21 protein-coding genes are annotated in these 15302 nt (G+C 68.5%); 9 read left to right on the forward strand and 12 right to left on the reverse strand.

Annotated elements, in window-relative coordinates; genetic code table 11:
• Positions 1 to 25: 25 nt before the first annotated feature.
• Together AC07RM_RS31965 and AC07RM_RS31970 are read left to right on the forward strand one after the other, a co-directional pair.
• Positions 26 to 1468, forward strand: a complete 1443-nt coding sequence (locus AC07RM_RS31965; protein ID WP_093340955.1) for a S41 family peptidase — start codon at positions 26 to 28, stop codon at positions 1466 to 1468.
• Positions 1469 to 1561: 93 nt separating this feature from the next.
• Positions 1562 to 2326, forward strand: a complete 765-nt coding sequence (locus tag AC07RM_RS31970; protein WP_296787552.1) for a HesA/MoeB/ThiF family protein — start codon at positions 1562 to 1564, stop codon at positions 2324 to 2326.
• Positions 2327 to 2339: 13 nt separating this feature from the next.
• Here AC07RM_RS31970 and AC07RM_RS31975 read toward each other — a convergent pair whose 3' ends face one another.
• On the reverse strand, positions 2340 to 4358 hold the full coding sequence (locus AC07RM_RS31975; RefSeq protein ID WP_495337055.1) for an AsmA family protein: 2019 nt from the start codon (positions 4356 to 4358) through the stop codon (positions 2340 to 2342).
• Between the two features lie 282 nt (positions 4359 to 4640).
• Between AC07RM_RS31975 and AC07RM_RS31980 the strand changes: the two genes are divergently transcribed.
• Positions 4641 to 5039 (forward strand): response regulator, encoded by a 399-nt coding sequence (locus AC07RM_RS31980; protein WP_093340958.1) that lies wholly within the window; start codon positions 4641 to 4643, stop codon positions 5037 to 5039.
• A 24-nt stretch (positions 5040 to 5063) separates the two neighbouring features.
• Here AC07RM_RS31980 and AC07RM_RS31985 read toward each other — a convergent pair whose 3' ends face one another.
• Entirely contained in the window at positions 5064 to 5696 is a 633-nt protein-coding gene (locus AC07RM_RS31985; RefSeq protein WP_057592041.1) for a response regulator, read from the reverse strand.
• A 131-nt stretch (positions 5697 to 5827) separates the two neighbouring features.
• On the opposite strand from AC07RM_RS31985, the gene AC07RM_RS31990 reads away from it, so the two are divergent.
• From AC07RM_RS31990 to AC07RM_RS32015, 6 genes are all read left to right on the forward strand, one after another.
• Positions 5828 to 7138 (forward strand): CHASE3 domain-containing protein, encoded by a 1311-nt coding sequence (locus AC07RM_RS31990; RefSeq protein WP_296787548.1) that lies wholly within the window; start codon positions 5828 to 5830, stop codon positions 7136 to 7138.
• 213 nt (positions 7139 to 7351) lie between these two features.
• Complete coding sequence (locus AC07RM_RS31995) at positions 7352 to 7516, forward strand: DUF1328 domain-containing protein (RefSeq protein WP_082321940.1); 165 nt, start codon at positions 7352 to 7354, stop codon at positions 7514 to 7516.
• Between the two features lie 51 nt (positions 7517 to 7567).
• On the forward strand, positions 7568 to 7939 hold the full coding sequence (locus AC07RM_RS32000; RefSeq protein WP_093340961.1) for a hypothetical protein: 372 nt from the start codon (positions 7568 to 7570) through the stop codon (positions 7937 to 7939).
• Positions 7940 to 7972: 33 nt separating this feature from the next.
• Positions 7973 to 8356, forward strand: a complete 384-nt coding sequence (locus AC07RM_RS32005) for a hypothetical protein (RefSeq protein ID WP_093340962.1) — start codon at positions 7973 to 7975, stop codon at positions 8354 to 8356.
• On the forward strand, positions 8343 to 8879 hold the full coding sequence (locus tag AC07RM_RS32010; RefSeq protein WP_208507601.1) for a hypothetical protein: 537 nt from the start codon (positions 8343 to 8345) through the stop codon (positions 8877 to 8879). The genes AC07RM_RS32005 and AC07RM_RS32010 overlap by 14 nt, the downstream gene beginning before the upstream one ends.
• Positions 8876 to 9430, forward strand: a complete 555-nt coding sequence (locus AC07RM_RS32015; protein ID WP_093340965.1) for a ferritin-like domain-containing protein — start codon at positions 8876 to 8878, stop codon at positions 9428 to 9430. The genes AC07RM_RS32010 and AC07RM_RS32015 overlap by 4 nt, the downstream gene beginning before the upstream one ends.
• Positions 9431 to 9516: 86 nt before the next feature.
• Here AC07RM_RS32015 and AC07RM_RS32020 read toward each other — a convergent pair whose 3' ends face one another.
• From AC07RM_RS32020 to AC07RM_RS32065, 10 genes are all read right to left on the reverse strand, one after another.
• Positions 9517 to 10023: a BON domain-containing protein gene (locus AC07RM_RS32020; RefSeq protein WP_093340967.1), complete on the reverse strand. Its 507-nt coding sequence runs from the start codon at positions 10021 to 10023 to the stop codon at positions 9517 to 9519.
• Positions 10024 to 10091: 68 nt separating this feature from the next.
• A complete protein-coding gene (locus AC07RM_RS32025) occupies positions 10092 to 10289 on the reverse strand; it encodes a CsbD family protein (protein WP_093340968.1) in 198 nt (65 codons plus the stop codon).
• A gap of 147 nt (positions 10290 to 10436) precedes the next feature.
• On the reverse strand, positions 10437 to 11282 hold the full coding sequence (locus AC07RM_RS32030; protein ID WP_495337056.1) for a DUF429 domain-containing protein: 846 nt from the start codon (positions 11280 to 11282) through the stop codon (positions 10437 to 10439).
• 3 nt (positions 11283 to 11285) lie between these two features.
• Complete coding sequence (locus tag AC07RM_RS32035) at positions 11286 to 12167, reverse strand: EamA family transporter (RefSeq protein WP_208507597.1); 882 nt, start codon at positions 12165 to 12167, stop codon at positions 11286 to 11288.
• Positions 12168 to 12241: 74 nt separating this feature from the next.
• On the reverse strand, positions 12242 to 12664 hold the full coding sequence (locus AC07RM_RS32040) for a BLUF domain-containing protein (protein WP_093340973.1): 423 nt from the start codon (positions 12662 to 12664) through the stop codon (positions 12242 to 12244).
• A 1-nt stretch (position 12665) separates the two neighbouring features.
• A complete protein-coding gene (gene folE / locus AC07RM_RS32045; RefSeq protein ID WP_093340974.1) occupies positions 12666 to 13397 on the reverse strand; it encodes a GTP cyclohydrolase I in 732 nt (243 codons plus the stop codon).
• A gap of 73 nt (positions 13398 to 13470) precedes the next feature.
• A complete protein-coding gene (locus tag AC07RM_RS32050; RefSeq protein WP_093340976.1) occupies positions 13471 to 14226 on the reverse strand; it encodes an endonuclease/exonuclease/phosphatase family protein in 756 nt (251 codons plus the stop codon).
• Positions 14223 to 14699 (reverse strand): dihydroneopterin triphosphate diphosphatase, encoded by a 477-nt coding sequence (gene nudB, locus AC07RM_RS32055; protein ID WP_495337057.1) that lies wholly within the window; start codon positions 14697 to 14699, stop codon positions 14223 to 14225. Before nudB ends, AC07RM_RS32050 begins: the two co-directional genes overlap by 4 nt.
• Positions 14689 to 15000 (reverse strand): CcdB family protein, encoded by a 312-nt coding sequence (locus tag AC07RM_RS32060; protein WP_495337058.1) that lies wholly within the window; start codon positions 14998 to 15000, stop codon positions 14689 to 14691. The genes nudB and AC07RM_RS32060 overlap by 11 nt, the downstream gene beginning before the upstream one ends.
• The gene (locus AC07RM_RS32065) at positions 15001 to 15282 is read right to left on the reverse strand and encodes a type II toxin-antitoxin system prevent-host-death family antitoxin (protein WP_093340980.1); all 282 of its coding nucleotides are present in this window, start codon (positions 15280 to 15282) and stop codon (positions 15001 to 15003) included. It lies immediately after the preceding gene.
• Between the last annotated feature and the right edge of the window lie 20 nt (positions 15283 to 15302).

Here is a 15302-nt window from a genome sequence, read left to right on the forward strand (position 1 = left end):
CGACAGCCGACAAGGACACTTACCCATGGGCCAGAAACTCAAGATCACCGGCTGGGTCGCCGCCGGCGCCGTTGCAGGCGTCCTGACCACCGCCTCGCTGCAGACCGTCGCGCGCGGCTCGCTCGCGCCACTGCCGCTCGAGGAACTGCAGCAGCTCGCTGCCGTGTTCGGCATGGTCAAGAGCGACTACGTCGAACCGGTCGACGAGAAGAAGCTGATTTCCGACGCCATCTCCGGCATGGTCGCCGGGCTCGACCCGCATTCCCAGTACTTCGACAAGAAGTCCTTCAAGGAATTCAGGGAAGGCACCACCGGCCGCTTCGTCGGCGTGGGCATCGAGATCTCGCAGGAAGACGGCCTGATCAAGGTGGTCTCCCCGATCGAGGGCTCGCCCGCGTTCCGTGCCGGCCTCAAGCCCAATGACCTGATCACCAAGATCGACGACACCGCGGTGCGCGGCCTGTCGCTCAACGAGGCGGTCAAGCGCATGCGCGGCGAGGCCAACACCAAGGTGCTGCTGACGATCTTCCGCAAGGACGAGAGCCGCACCTTCCCGGTCACGATCACGCGCGAGGAAATCCGCACCCAATCGGTGCGCGGCAAGATGATCGAGCCGGGCTACGGCTGGATCCGCCTGTCGCAGTTCCAGGAGCGCACGGTCGACGACTTCGTGAAGAAGATCGACGACCTGTACAAGGAAGACCCGAACCTCAAGGGCCTGGTGCTCGACCTGCGCAACGACCCGGGCGGCCTGCTCGACGCGGCCGTGGCGGTGTCGGCGGCCTTCCTGCCCGAGAACGCCACGGTGGTCACCACCGACGGCCAGCTCGCCGAGAGCAAGGCGGTCTACAAGGCGGCGCCCGAGTTCTACCAGCGCCGCTCCGGCAGCGACCCGCTGCGCAGCCTGCCGGCCTCGCTGAAGTCGGTGCCGCTGGTGGTGCTCGTGAACGAAGGCTCGGCCTCGGCCAGCGAGATCGTCGCGGGCGCGCTGCAGGACCACAAGCGCGCCACCATCATGGGCAGCCAGACCTTCGGCAAGGGCTCGGTGCAGACCGTGCGCCCGCTCGGCCCCGACACCGGCCTGAAGATCACCACCGCGCGCTACTACACGCCCAGCGGCACCTCGATCCAGGCCAAGGGCATCGTGCCGAACGTGCTGGTCGACGAGAGCGCCGAGGGCAGCCCCTTCGCCGCGCTGCGCATGCGCGAGGCCGACCTCGAGAAGCACCTGGCCAGCGGCCAGGGCCCCGAGGTGAAGGACCCCGAGCGCGAGAAGGCCCGCGACGAGGCCCGCAAGCGCCTCGAGGAAGAAGCCAAGAAGCCGCCGCAGGACCGCAAGGTGCCCGAGTTCGGCTCCGACAAGGACTTCCCGCTGGTGCAGGCGCTCAACCGCCTCAAGGGCCAGCCGGTGCTGGTCAGCAAGACGCAGGTGATCGTCGACAACAAGGAAGAGAAGAAGGAGAACTGACCGGCCGGGGCGCGAGCCCCTTCCGGACGCTCCGACTTCGCATCCCACCGCAGGGGACCGGCCAGACCGGTCCCTTTTGCTTTCTCCCCCGCCATGAACGAAGACGACGACCTGCTGCGCTATTCGCGCCACATCCTGCTCGAGGAGTTCGGCATCGATGGCCAGGCGCGCGTGAGCGCCGGCCGGGTGCTGGTGATCGGCGCCGGCGGGCTGGGGTCGCCGGCCGTGCTCTACCTCGCGGCGGCGGGCGTGGGGCGCATCGTGCTGGTCGACGACGACGAGGTCGACCTGACCAACCTGCAGCGCCAGGTCGCCCACACCGAGGCGCGTGTGGGCCAGCCCAAGGTGGCGTCGGCAGCGCAGGCCATGCGCGACATCAATCCCGGCATCGCCATCGAGACCCACGTGCTGCGCCCCGACGCCGACCAGCTGTCGGCGCTGGTCGCCGCGGCCGACGTGGTGCTCGACTGCACCGACAACTTCGTGACGCGCCAGGCCGTCAACCGCGCCTGCGTGGCGCACGGCAAGCCGCTGGTGGCGGGGGCCGCGATCCGCTTCGACGGGCAGCTCAGCGTGTACGACGTGCGCGATCCGGCCTCGCCCTGCTATGCCTGCCTGTTCCCGCCCGACGCGGCCTTCGAGGAGACGCTGTGCGCGGTGCTCGGGGTGTTCGGGCCGGTGGTCGGCACCATCGGCACCCTGCAGGCGCTCGAGGCGCTCAAGCTGCTCGCGGGCATCGGGCCGTCGCTGGCGGGCCGGTTGCTGATGTTCGACGGGCGCAGCGCCTCGTTCGACACCCTGCGCGTGGCGCGCGATCCGCACTGCGGCGTCTGCGCGGCGCAGCGCGCCGCACCCTAGCCCCGCTCGGGGGTCAGGGCTGCTGCTTCGCGCCCTTGGCCCGCGCCGCGCCGTTGGCGGCCGCGCCGGCGGTCGGCTTGTTGGCCTGGGCCAGCACCGCCTTGCAGTCGGAATCCTCGCCGGGGCCGGTCTCGATGGTCGCGGCCAGCGCCAGCAGCGGGTTGACCGCGCCCAGTGCCAGGGCCGCCAGTCCACGGCCCGCCAGCGGCCCGACCTGCAGCCCGCCCTTTGGATCGCCGAAGCTGCCGCTGACCACCAGCGGCGTGCGGATCGACAGCAGGCTCTTGCTCTTGGGCTCCTGGTGGATCACGAAATCCAGCCCCTCGGTGGCGAAATTGGCCTGTCCCGTGGCCGTGAACAGCGCATTGGTGGTGTCCACCAGCAGGGTGCGGCCGGTCGCCAGCCCCTTGTTCACGTCGAAGGCCACGGCCGCGCAGCGCAGTTCCACGTCGCGGTCGCCGCGCAGCAGGAACTTGAGGATGTCGCCGCCCACCAGCGTCGCGAACACCGGCAGCAGGTTGCCGAACTGGCCGCGGCCGGCCAGCACCGCGACATCGCCCGAGGCGCCGCCGAGCCAGTTGGCCACGGTGCTGCCCGAGCCCGAGAGGTTGATGCGGCCGTCGAGCCGGCCCAGGCTGTTGCCGGTGGTCTCGAGCTTGGGGAACAGTCGCGCGAGCTGCATCGCGCGCACGTCGAGCGCGGCGCGGATGTCGGCCGGGTTCTTCGAGCCGTCGATGCGGATCGCGCCGGCCAGCTTGCCGCCGGCCACGCCGAGCTCGAGCGGGTCGAGCGTGAGCACGCTGTCCTTGAGCTTGACCTGCACGCTGCCGCTGTCGAGCGGGACCTCGCGCACGTTGCGGATGCGCTCGGCCGTGTACTTCACGTCGGCATTCATCGCGCGCAGGCGCTCGAAGTCCAGCGGCGCGGTCGGCAGCACCTTGCCGCCCGGGCGCTTGACCTGGGTCACGGTCGGCGGCGGCGCCACGCCCTCGACGGTGGCGGCGGTGCGCGCGGTCGGCGGCAGGCCGATCAGCGGGCCGAGGTCGTCCATGTCCATCACCTTGGAGCGCAGTTCGCCCGCGAGGTAGGGCACCTGGGCGGCCTGGTCGAAACGCATGTCGCCGCCGATGTCGGACAGGCCCAGCTTGCCCTGCAGCGCCTTGGCCTCCCACAGGCTGCCGCGCTTGCTCAGGGTGCCGCGCACCGCGTAGGGCGAGGTCTGCGGCAGCGCGATGCCCAGCAGCGGGAACAGCGCGCCCAGGGTCTGGCCGCGGATGTCGAACTTGGCATCGATGCCGTCGAGGTCCGCGAGCGAGCCCACGGTGCCGCTGGCCTTGAGCTTGGTCTGGCCCGCGGCCGCGTCGATCTCGAGCGGGAACGGCGGCGCGCCGGCCGCGTTGATCTGCATCACGTTGCCGGTGCGGCCCTGGGCCGTGAGCGGCTGGCCCTTGTAGCGGCCCTTGATGCGGTAGTGCACCGGCAGCGCGCCGCGCGCGGTGTCGTAGCTGACGTCGGCATGGATGTCCACGCCCAGGTGCTTGGCCAGGAAGTCGATGGCGCCGCCGTCGATCTCGATGGTGCCGATCACGGGCGCGGTGCCGGCGTCGGAGGTGTCCTTGCCGAAGGCCCAGGTGCGCCGGCCGTCGGCTTCCATCTGCAGGCCCACGGTGGGCGAGGCGAGCACCAGGCGCGGGATGTCGATGCGGCGCGAAATGAGCGGCCAGAGGCGGATGTCGAACTCGGCGCGCTCGGCCTTCACGAGGTAGGGGTCGCGCGCCCACGAGGGGTTGGCGAACTCGATGCCGTCGAACTTGACGGTGGCGCGGCGCCAGCCGAGATCGACGTCGAGCCGGCGCGTGATCTCGAACTTGCGGCCGGTCTTCTCGCTCACGTAACGGTTGACCGGCTCGCGCAGCACGTCCCAGGGGAAGAACAGGATGGCGATCACCAGCGCCGCGAACAGCGCGAGCAGCAGCACGATCAGCTTCTGCCACAGCGGAAATCTGCGCGGGAGGGTGCGGGTGTGATCCATCGCCATGCCTGCATGATGACCGCATCGCGCGCGCCGTCCAGGTCGGCGCAGGGCCGCAACCCGCGTACGGCATCACCTACCGCGCGCCGAGCGACGCCAGGGCCCTCGCCTGCGGGTGCGTCGGAACCCGCCTACAGATGCCTCGCACTGAACCCTGCATGATGCGCGGCAGGGAGGCCTCATCGTCCAGAGCCCGGTCCAGCCAGCACCAGCCCTCTGTCTCAGAGCGCCGGCCGCGCGGCACACATCATTCGGGCAACGTCGGAGGAAGCGCGGTTCGTCATGGATTCCAGATTGAAGACCTACATCGTCGAGGACAACCTCACGATCCGTGAAAACCTCATCGGCACCCTGGAAGAACTGGCGCGCACCGTGGTGGTCGGCTATGCGGAAACCGAAGACCACGCGATCGAATGGCTGCGCACCCATGCCGCCGAATGGAACCTCGCGGTGGTCGATCTGTTCCTCAAGCAGGGCAGCGGGCTGGGCGTGCTGAAGGCCTGCACCGAGCGGCGCCCCGAACAGAAGGTGGTGGTGCTCAGCAACTATGCGACGCCCGACATCCGCAGGCGTTGTGCGCAGTTCGGCGTGGACGCGGTGTTCGACAAGTCCAACGAGATCGACGCGCTGGTCGACTTTTGCCTGCGCGCGGTGGCGTCGCAGCCACCGGGGCCGGGCTGAGCCCCGGCGCGAACGGTGGCTCTCTCAGTCGATCAGCTTGTTCTTGAGGGCGTAGTACGTGAGGTCGCTGTTGGAGGAGAGGTTCATCTTCTCCATCAGCCGCGTGCGGTAGGTGCTCACGGTCTTCACCGACAGCGACAGCGTCTTGGCGATGTCGCCCGCGGTCTCGCCCTTGGCCAGCTTCAGGAACACCTGGAACTCGCGTTCCGAGAGCTGCTCGTGCGGCGCGGCGTCGTCCTTGCGGTCGAGCTGGCGGGCCAGCAGTTCGGCGACGGCGGGGGTGATGTAGCGACGGCCCAGCGCGATGGTGCGGATCGCGTTGACGATCTCCATCGGGTCGCACTCCTTGTTGAGGTAACCGCTCGCGCCCTGCCGGATCAGGTTCATCGCGTAGTGCTCCTCGGGGTACCCGCTCAGGATCAGGATGCCGACGTCGGGCGCCTTGGCACGGATCATGGCGAGCGCATCGATCCCGCTTTGCCCCGGCATCGACAGGTCCATCACCAGCACGTCGAGTTCGGTCGTGCGCACGAGTTCGATCGCCTCGCGACCGCTGGCGGCCTCGCCGGCCACGCGCAGATCCACGTGCTCGGAGAAGAACTGCCTGAGGCCCGATCGCACGATGGCGTGGTCGTCCACAATTCCAATTTTGATCATCTGTTACTTTCGTCGTTGTGTTGCCGGTCCGCGGGCCGCAACATGCCGGTTCCCTGATCGTTGTCAATTATTCACGATCTTGTCTTGAAAGCGGACTCAATAGTTTCATGCGTTGGCTAGCCTTCCCCAAAATGGCCCTGAGCCTGCTGCTCGCGGCACTGGCGGCGCTGGCGCTCGTCGGCATCAACGAGGCGGGCTACCGGCAGTCCAGTATCGCCTTGGCCGAGATCGACGCCGCCCAGAAGGTGCGCAGCGTGCTCAACCAGCTGCTGCAGAACATCCTCGATGCAGAAACGGGCCAGCGCGGCTATCTGCTGACAGGGGAAGCCGCCTATCGGCAACCCTACGACAACGCCATCCAGCAGATCGACGGCAACCTGGCGAGCCTGCGCCAGCAGTATGCCGGCCGGCCGGCCGAGACGGCCCAGCTGGCCGAGCTGTCGAAACACGTGCTGCGCAAGGTGTCCGAGATGGACATGAGCGTGCGCCTGCGCTCGGACGGCAAGGAGGACGCCTGGAAGTTCGTCATCACCACCGACGTCGGCCGCGAGGAGATGGATTCCATCCGCGAGAAGGCCCGGGGCCTGGTGGAGCTCAGCAACAAGACCCTGCACGACAGCCAGACCCAGGTGATGCTGTCGCTGCGGCTGGCGCGCTTCGGCACCAGCATCGTGGCGCTGGCGGCCCTGTTCGCCTTCTTCCTGTACCTGCGCCAGACGCACGTGCTGCGCTCGATCGGCGAGCGCCAGCAGGAGACCCTGCAGCGCGAGCGCAATGCCCTGGAGGACGAGGTGCGCGAGCGCACCACCTCGCTGGCCGAGCTGGCGACCCACCTGCAGGACGTGCGCGAGACCGAGCGCGGCTTCCTGGCGCGTGAGCTGCACGACGAACTGGGCTCGCTGCTGACCGCCGCCAAGCTCGACGTGGCGCGGCTGAAGTCGCGGCTGGCCGATTCGCCCGATGCGATCCAGCGGCTGCAGCATCTGACCGAGCTGCTCAACAGCGGCATCGCGCTCAAGCGCCGCATCATCGAGGACCTGCGCCCTTCCTCGCTGGCCAACCTGGGGCTGGTGGCCTCGCTCGAGATCCTCGGGCGCGAGTTCGGCGAACGTTCGGGCATCCACGTCGACATGCAGCTGGAGCCGGTCAGCACCGACGAGTCGCGCCAGCTCACCATCTACCGGATGGTGCAGGAGAGCCTGACCAACATCGGCAAGTACGCCGAGGCCACCGAGGCCACGATCTCGATGAAGGACCACGGCACGCACGTGGTGGTCGAGGTGGTCGACAACGGCAAGGGCTTCGACGCCCTGAAGATGCGCCCGTCGACCCATGGCCTGGCCGGCATGCGCCACCGCGTGGAAGCGGCGCACGGCAAGCTCACGGTGGAATCGACGCCCGGGCACGGCACGCGCATCGCGGCGATGCTGCCGGTGGCGTAGGCCCGACGCCCTGCCTCGCGTGCCGGCGCATTCGTGCCGGATTTCACGCGATTTCACGGGCGGCCGGGCGGACTCGGCCATCTCCTACGCCCCGCCCCCCCTGCCACTGACAGGTCCGCCATGGGCCGACCCTTAAGGTCTGTCCATGCCGTGTTCCTCCCCATCGGACACGCGGCTTTTCCAACAACGAGGGCAGCCTCCAAGGAGTTCCGCATGTTGCACTACGCAGTGGTCTTTCTGGTCATCGCGCTGATCGCCGCCTTGTTCGGCTTCGGCGGTATCGCCGCCAGCGCCGTCGGCATCGCCAAGATCCTCTTCGTGATCTTCGCAGTACTCGCCATCGCGAGCTTCCTGGCCGGCTTGCTACGAAGCAAGTAGCGTCGGTACGATTCACAGGCTCTCGCAAATCATTCCCGGAAAGGACTTTTCATGAACACGACCAAGACCCCCCAGCAACTCGCCGATGACGCACGCCAGACCGCCAACGACGCTGTCGATACCACGCGTGCCTATGCACAGAATGCGGTGAATGCGGCGGGCGAAAAGGTCCGCGAGCTGCGTCGCGACGCGGAACCGGCGGTCGAACAGCTCGCAGCGCGCGTGCAGCAGGCCGTTCAGCGCGGCCTCGATGCCGCATCGACCACCAGCGCCCGTGCCCAGCGCCGCCTCGAACAGGCCGCCGACTCGACCGGCCGCTACATCTCGGACCAGCCCGTGCGCTCGGTGCTGATCGCTGCCGCGGCCGGTGCCGCCATCACCGCACTGATCGTGCTGGCCAGCCGCCGTCGGGACGACTATTGATCGCCTGAAGCATCGGCCCCGCTCCGCAGCACCATGCTTCATCCGATCTTTTCCACGGTGCTCGGGCACCCGGAGCTCATCGCCGAACACATCGCCAACTACGCGGCCCTGGTCCGGCAAGAGTCGGGCACTGCGGCCCGCGGGCTGATCGCCCGCATCGTCGCGGGCATCCTGGCCGCAGCCACCTTCGTGCTGGCGCTGGGACTCATCGGCGTGGCGGTGCTGCTGGGCGTGCTGCACGGCAGTTTTCATTGGGTGCTGATCGCGGTTCCCGGCGTGGCGCTGGCGATCGCCGCGATCTGCGCCTGGATCGCATCCCGTCCCTTCATCGCCCATGGGTTCGACGATCTGCGTGCGCAGGTCGACGCCGACCTGCAGGCCCTTCACGAAGCCGGAGGCCGCCATGGCCGGCACTGATCCCCGCGCCGTCCTGAGCCCCAAGGAACGGCTGGCGCTGTCGCGCCGCGCGCTGGTGCGCGAACTCAACGGTGGACGCGAACCCGAGCCGGAACCGCGCACGCCGCAGCAGGAACGTGCTCGGCGCGATGCCGAAGCGGCCTTCGCGCAGTCCGACCCCGACGATGCCGGTGCCGCCTTCGAAGGCCAGCGCGCGCACGATGCGGGCGATGGACGCGGCGGCAATGCCCGCGTCTGGGCCTCGGTCGCGCGCAGCATGGCCGAGCGTTGGTGGCGCCGCCATCCGGCGCATGCGGCGGGCCAGTTGGCCCGGCCGCTGCTCGAGCGCTACGCGCGCAAGGAACCGGCCAAGCTGATGGCCATTGCCGCGGCCACCGGCGCGGTGGTGGTGCTGGTCAGGCCCTGGCGGCTGCTGTCGGTGACGGCGGTGCTGGCGGCGGTGCTCAAGACTTCCGACCTGGCCGACATCGTGAACACGCTCATGCAGCAGAAAACAACTCCCCCACGAAAGGATCCCCCATGAAAGCCAATGCCTCCACTCCGGCGAAGGACCACCAGCACCTGGTGCTGGACCAGAAGGGCCTCGATGCCGCGGCCCACAGCCTCGACGACGGCGCCGTCACTCCGGCCTACGGCCCGTGGCGCGACGACATCGTCAAGCTGCTCAACGACGCGCTCGCCACCGAGCTGGTCTGCGTGCTGCGCTACAAGCGCCACTACTTCACCGCCAACGGCGTGGAGTCGCCGGCCATCGCCGACGAATTCCTGGTGCATGCCAACGAGGAATCGGGCCATGCAGACCGCATCGCCGAACGCATCGTGCAGCTGGGCGGTGAACCCGATTTCGCGCCCGATCACCTGCGCGAACGCAGCCATGCCGGCTACGACGAATCGACCGACCTGCAGGCCATGGTGCGCGCCAACCTCGTGGCCGAGCGCATCGCGGTCGAGTCGTACCGCCAGATGATCAACCTGATCGGCGACAAGGACCCGACCACCCGCCGCATGCTCGAGGACATCCTCTCGGACGAGGAAGAGCACGCCGACGAGCTGAAGGACTGGCTGGGCCACTGACACCCGCCACCGCCCAAGAAAAAGCCCGGACATGCCGGGCTTTTTCTTTGGGGGCGGGAGGAAACGAGTCCGAAGACTCGAAAAACTCAGCCCTTCACCTCGAGCCGGTTGTCGACCGAGGTCACGCCCTGCACGCCCTTGGCGATCTGCTCGGCGCGCTCCTTGGCGGCGGCGCTCGGCGCGGGCCCCTGCAGGCTCACGGCACCGGCCTTGGTGTCGACGTCGATCTTGATGGCGCTGAGGTCGGGATCCTTCGCCAGGCCGGCCGAGATGGCGGCGGTGATGGCCGCGTCGTCCACCGTGTTCGCGACGGCGCTGCCGGCGTCCTTCACGGCTTCCTTCGCGTTGGCGGCACCATCCTTCACGCTCTGCGAGTCGATCCGGGTCTTGGCCTCCTCGGCCATCTTCACGGTCTTGTCGCGCGCGGTGTCGACGGCCTGCTCGGTGCGCGCCACGGCGCTGTCGAGCTTCTCGCCGGCGGTGCGGCCATCGTTCTTGTCGCAGGCGGCCAGCGCGAGGCTGCCGCCGGCGATCGCCAGCACGGCGAGCCAGGTGCGCGTGCGCGAAGCGGACGGCTGTATCGAAATGGTCATGGGAACCTCCACATCGATGGAATAAAAAGAAAAAAGGCTGCGCCCTCGCGGGCCGCAGCCATGTCGCCTCAGAGCTTGTCGGCGCCGGACTTGATCGCGTCCTTGGCCTTTTCCTTCACGTCACCGTAGGTGCTCTGCACCTTGCCGGCGGCCTGGTCGGCAACGCCTTCGCCTTCGAGCTTCTCGTTGCCCACGACCTTGCCGGCGACTTCCTTGAGCTTGCCCTTGGCCTGGTCGACGCGGCCTGCCACTTGATCCTTGTTCATTGCGATGTCCTTCCTGATTCGGTCACGAAGCACCCGGAGATCGGGCGCATGGGCCGGCGGCCCATGACGTCAATCTAGCGACCGGATCGGGCGATGGCGCCGCGACGGCGGCTCGAAGCGCTGTAGGACAACCGGGCCCGGCCGGGGTCAGGCGGAGACGATCCAGCCCTCGAGCGGATCGATGTCCAAGGGCAGGCCGTAGCCGGGGCCCGCGCTGTCCGCGCGCTGCAGGCCCCAGGCCGCCTGCACCAGGCACAGCACGGCATCGAGGTCGTCGCCACGCGGGTCGTCGAGCAGCTCGCGGCGCTGCCCGGCCGAGAGAACGAGGCGCAGGCCGAGCCGCGTGCGGCCGGCCTCGAGTGCGGCCAGCAGTTCGGCGCGCGCCGCGCGGCGCTCGGGCGTCTGCCTGGCGAGCTCGTCGCTCTTGTAGCTGCGGCGGCCAATGAGCTCGCGCGCCAGCAGCCCGGGATAGGCCTCGAGCGCCACCCGATCGGCCGGCTGCACCGCGCGCAGCCCCGGCAGATGGGCACCGGCCGACAGCAGCGGCGGCACCCCGGCGTGCAGCATGAAGGCCACCGGCGGATTGACCCACTTCATCGACGGGCTGGAACCCGCGGGCGCATCGGTGGCGCGGTGCGCGAACTTGCCGCCCACCGGCCGCGCGGCGCAGAAGGCCGCGAAGGTCTCGCGGATCTGGGCGCGGGTGAGCGCGGCGTAATGCGCGATCAGCGGCTCGAAGCGCACGGGCCAGCCCAGGTGCTCGACCAGTTCGCGCGGCAGGCTGAACGGGAAGTCGAAACCGCCGACCCAGGCCGGCGTGGCGTGCAGCCAGCGGCTCCAGGCATCGAGCGCGCTGAAGCGCCGCAGTTCGTGCAACGCCACGGCGCCATCGGGCATCGGTTCGCCGGTGGCGACCACGATCGGCTTGCGGGCGGTCGGTGCGCTCGAGAAGTCGCAGCCGAACAGCAGCGGGCCCGGGCACGTCCGCTTCATGGCTCAGCCCAGCGCGAGCGCCACCACGCCCGCGGCGATGAAGAGCGCGCCCAGCAGGCGCAGCAGCCGGTCGCCCTCGCGCAGCAGGTGGCCGCCGATCAGCGCCGCGAACAGCATCGACACCTCGCGCGCGGGCGCCACGTGCGAGATCGGCGCCTGCTGCACCGCGTAGAGCACCAGCACGTACGACACCGGGCTCACGGCCGCCACCACCAGCGCGTACTTCCACTGCGCGCGCCACATGCGCGCGGTGGTCGCGCGGTCGTGCAGCGCGGCCGGCAGCAGCAGCACCAGGCGCACGAGGTTGCCGAAATAGTCGAGCAGGATCGGCGACATCGCGAGGAACTTGACGGCGTAGCTGTCGGCCACGGTGTAGGCCGCGATGAAGCCGCCGGTCAGCACGCCGTAGCGGATGCCCTTGTGCACGCGCTCGCGCTGCGCCGGGTCGTGCGCCTTGTGCCAGAGCTTCGGGCCACCGGCGACCAGGAACACGCCACCCACCACGCCCACGATGCCCGCCACGCCCACGAGGCTGATCTTCTCGCCGAGGAACAGCACCGCCACCAGCGACGACAAGAGCGGCCCCGAGCCCCGCGCCAGCGGATAGACCACCGTGAGGTCCGACTTGCGGTAGCCGCGCAGCAGCACGATGAAATAGAAGATGTGCAGCACGCCGCTGAGCACGACGAAGCCCCATTCGGTCGCGCCCCAGTGGGGCACCACGTTCCAGCCCAGCACGATGCCCACCGGCGCCCAGATGAGCATGTTGAACACGCTGGTCTGGAAGCTGAAGCGCACGTCGCCGTTGGCCTTCTTGGCGACGATGTTCCAGCCCGCGTGGATGAGCCCTGCAAGCAGGATCAGCGCGAATGCGGAAAGAGGCACGGGATCAGATCAGGGAAGTCGCTCGCCCACCGGCCGGCGGGCAACAAAAAGGGGGCCGAGGCCCCCGACGCATTTCAGTGGCGCCCGACGATGGCCGCCGTGGCCATCAGCTCCTCGAGCAACGCCAGCGAGACCTTGCCCGAGACCTTGTACGGGTCGAGCTCGGGCTTCTCGGAGTACTTCAGCAGCGTGGAGGCATTGAGCTTGGAGAGGTTGACCTGCCCCATGGTCCAGCCGCCGAAGCGGCGCTCGAAGATTTCCTCGTAGTGCAGCAGCACCACGTCCTTGTGGCGCGCATCGCGCTGGATGTGGCCGTAGAGCTCGCTGATCGCCATGCGGCCGCCTTCGATCGCCTGCAGGAAGGTGCCGCCGCCGTAGCAGAGGATGCCCGTGATGCCGCAGGTCGTGTTGTGCGAGCGCGATTGCGTGAGGATCGCCTCGATGGCCGCGGGGCTGGTGTCGACGGCGCGGCTGGCGTAGAGGAGTCGGACCAGCATGTCAGCTCTTTCGGGGCAGGAGAGAGAGGAATTCGCGGCGCAGGCTCGGGTCCTTGAGGAACACGCCGCGCATCACGGAGTTGATCATCTTGCTGTCCATTTCCTTCACGCCGCGCCAGGCCATGCAGAAATGCTCGGCCTCCATGACCAGCGCGAGGCCGTCGGGCTGGGTCTTTTCCTGGATCAGGTCGGCCAGTTGCACCACGGCCTCTTCCTGGATCTGCGGACGGCCCATCACCCATTCGGCGAGGCGCGCGTACTTCGACAGGCCGATGACGTTGGTGTGCTCGTTGGGCATCACGCCGATCCAGAGCTTGCCGATGATCGGGCAGAAGTGGTGCGAGCAGGCGCTGCGCACCGTGATCGGGCCGACGATCATCAGTTCGTTGAGGTGCTCGGCATTGGGGAATTCGGTCAGCGAAGGCGGCGGCACGTAGCGGCCGCGGAACACCTCGTTGACGTACATCTTGGCCACGCGCCGCGCGGTGTTGTCGGTGTTGTGGTCGTTCTCGACGTCGATCACCAGGCTGTCGAGCACGCCCTTCATCTTGACCTCGACCTCGTCGAGCAGGGCCTCGAGCTCGCCGGGCTGGATGAACTCGGCGATGTTGTCGTTGGCGTTGAAGCGCCGGCGCGCCGCGTGCAGGCGTTCGCGGATCTTCACGGAGACGGGCGTGCCCTCGTCGTCGTCTTTGGGAACGGGGAGCGTGTCCACTTCGGTTTTCCTCAGCATCGGGCCATCGTACCAGTGAATGCATGCCCGCCGTTCGGGCCGCGAATGCCCGCTCCTTCTGCGGGCCTTGCTATCAATTCGGCAGCAAGAAGTCGGTGACCAGCGGCAGGTGGTCCGACATGCGGGCCCAGATCGGGCCGCGCGGCACGCTGCTGGTCAGCGGTTCGATCTCGCGGCCGTAGATGAAATCGAGCTGCGCCACCGGCAGCCGCGAGGGATAGGTCAGCGTGCGCGGGCCGCGCAGGTCGCTGGTGTCGCGCAGGCCCATGGCGTTCATCGCATAGCGCATGCGCGCGCCCCAGTCGTTGAAGTCGCCGGCCACCACCACCGGCTCGCCGTTCGGCACCTCGCGCTCGATGAATTCGCGCAGCCGCGCCACCTGCCGCACGCGGCTCCCCTTGATGAGCCCCAGGTGCACCACGATGGCGTGCACCGGCCGCCCTTCGACCTCCATCACCACGTGCAGCAGGCCGCGCTGCTCGAAGCGGTGGTCGGAGATGTCCTGGTGGTTGGTGCGCAGCACCGGCCAGCGCGTGAGCAGCGCGTTGCCGTGCTCGCCGTGGCGCGTGATGGCATTGGTCTCATAGACCGCCGTGTAGCCCTCGGGCGCGAGGAAATCGGCCTGCGGCAGCTCGGGCCAGCGCGGAAAGCGCACCGCCGCCTGGCGGTTCATCTTGCGCACTTCCTGCAGGCAGACGATGTCGGCGTCGAGCTGCTCGATGGCATGGCCGAGGTTGTGGATTTCGAGCCGCCGCGCGGGCCCGATGCCCTGCACCCCCTTGTGGATGTTGTAGGTGGCGACCCGGAAGTTGGGCGTCTGCGAGTTCATCGCGCAAATTCTGGCAGCAACAGAATGGCTTCGGCGTTCGATGGGGAAAAGCAGGCGTCGGCGGCCTCGCGGTACGGCAGCCAGCGCCAGTCGGTGTGCTCGCGCGGTGCCAGCACCGGCACCACGCGCTCGGGCACGCACAGGCCGAACAGGTGCTCGGTGTTGTGGGTCACGCCCGGCGCATAGCGCGCTCGCCAGCGCGGATAGATCTCGTAGACGTTGCGCAGGCCCCAATCGACCAGTTGCGGCGCGAGCGCACTGCCCTGCCCGCACAGGATGCCGGTCTCCTCCGCGACCTCGCGCGCGGCCGTGAGCGCCAGCGGCTCGTCTTCCGCGTCCTTGCTGCCCGTGACCGACTGCCAGAACTCGGTCTCGGCGTCGGCGCGGCGGATCAGCAGCACGTCGAGGGCGGGCGTGTGGATCACGACCAGTACGGACTGGGGGATCTTGAAAGGGCGCGTATCAGAAGCCACTGAGCACGGCATCCATGGCGGCTGCGACCTCACTGGCGCGGGAAGCGAACGAAGCGACGGGCTTCTTGAGAAGCTTGGCCGAGAGAGGGGCCGCCAGGTGCGGCATCAGGCACAAGGTCTCCCCGCCCATTTCCACCGGCGGGCACAAGTTGACCGGTGCCTGGCGCGCGCCGACGCGAAACACGGGAATGACAAGGCGGGTCGACAAGTGATCGAGCAGGCCGCTTTGCACGTCGATGACGTAGGGAACCGTCCGGCGCGCCTCGGGCCGAGGGTTCTCGTAGATATCGAACTGCGCCATTCAAGGCGCTTCCTGCCAGGCCACCATCCCCTCGCACCACAAGCCCTGTTTCTCCACCAGTTCGTTCTGCTCGGCGATCCAGTCCTTGTATTGCGCATTGAACTCGCGCTTGCGCTGAGCCATCGACTTCTTCTGCTCCAGCGCCTCGAGTTCCGCAAAGCGCGCGGCCGAAACGAGAACGACCGCCACGCGGTCGTTCTTCATCACATGCACCGGCTCACGCTCGGCCTGGCCGAGGTAGTAGCCGAATCGGTTCTTGGCTTCGGTGGCGGTGATCTGCATGGCTGGCTTCCGGGGAGTGA

The sequence above is a fragment of the Variovorax sp. GW821-FHT09B05 genome, from assembly GCF_059418265.1.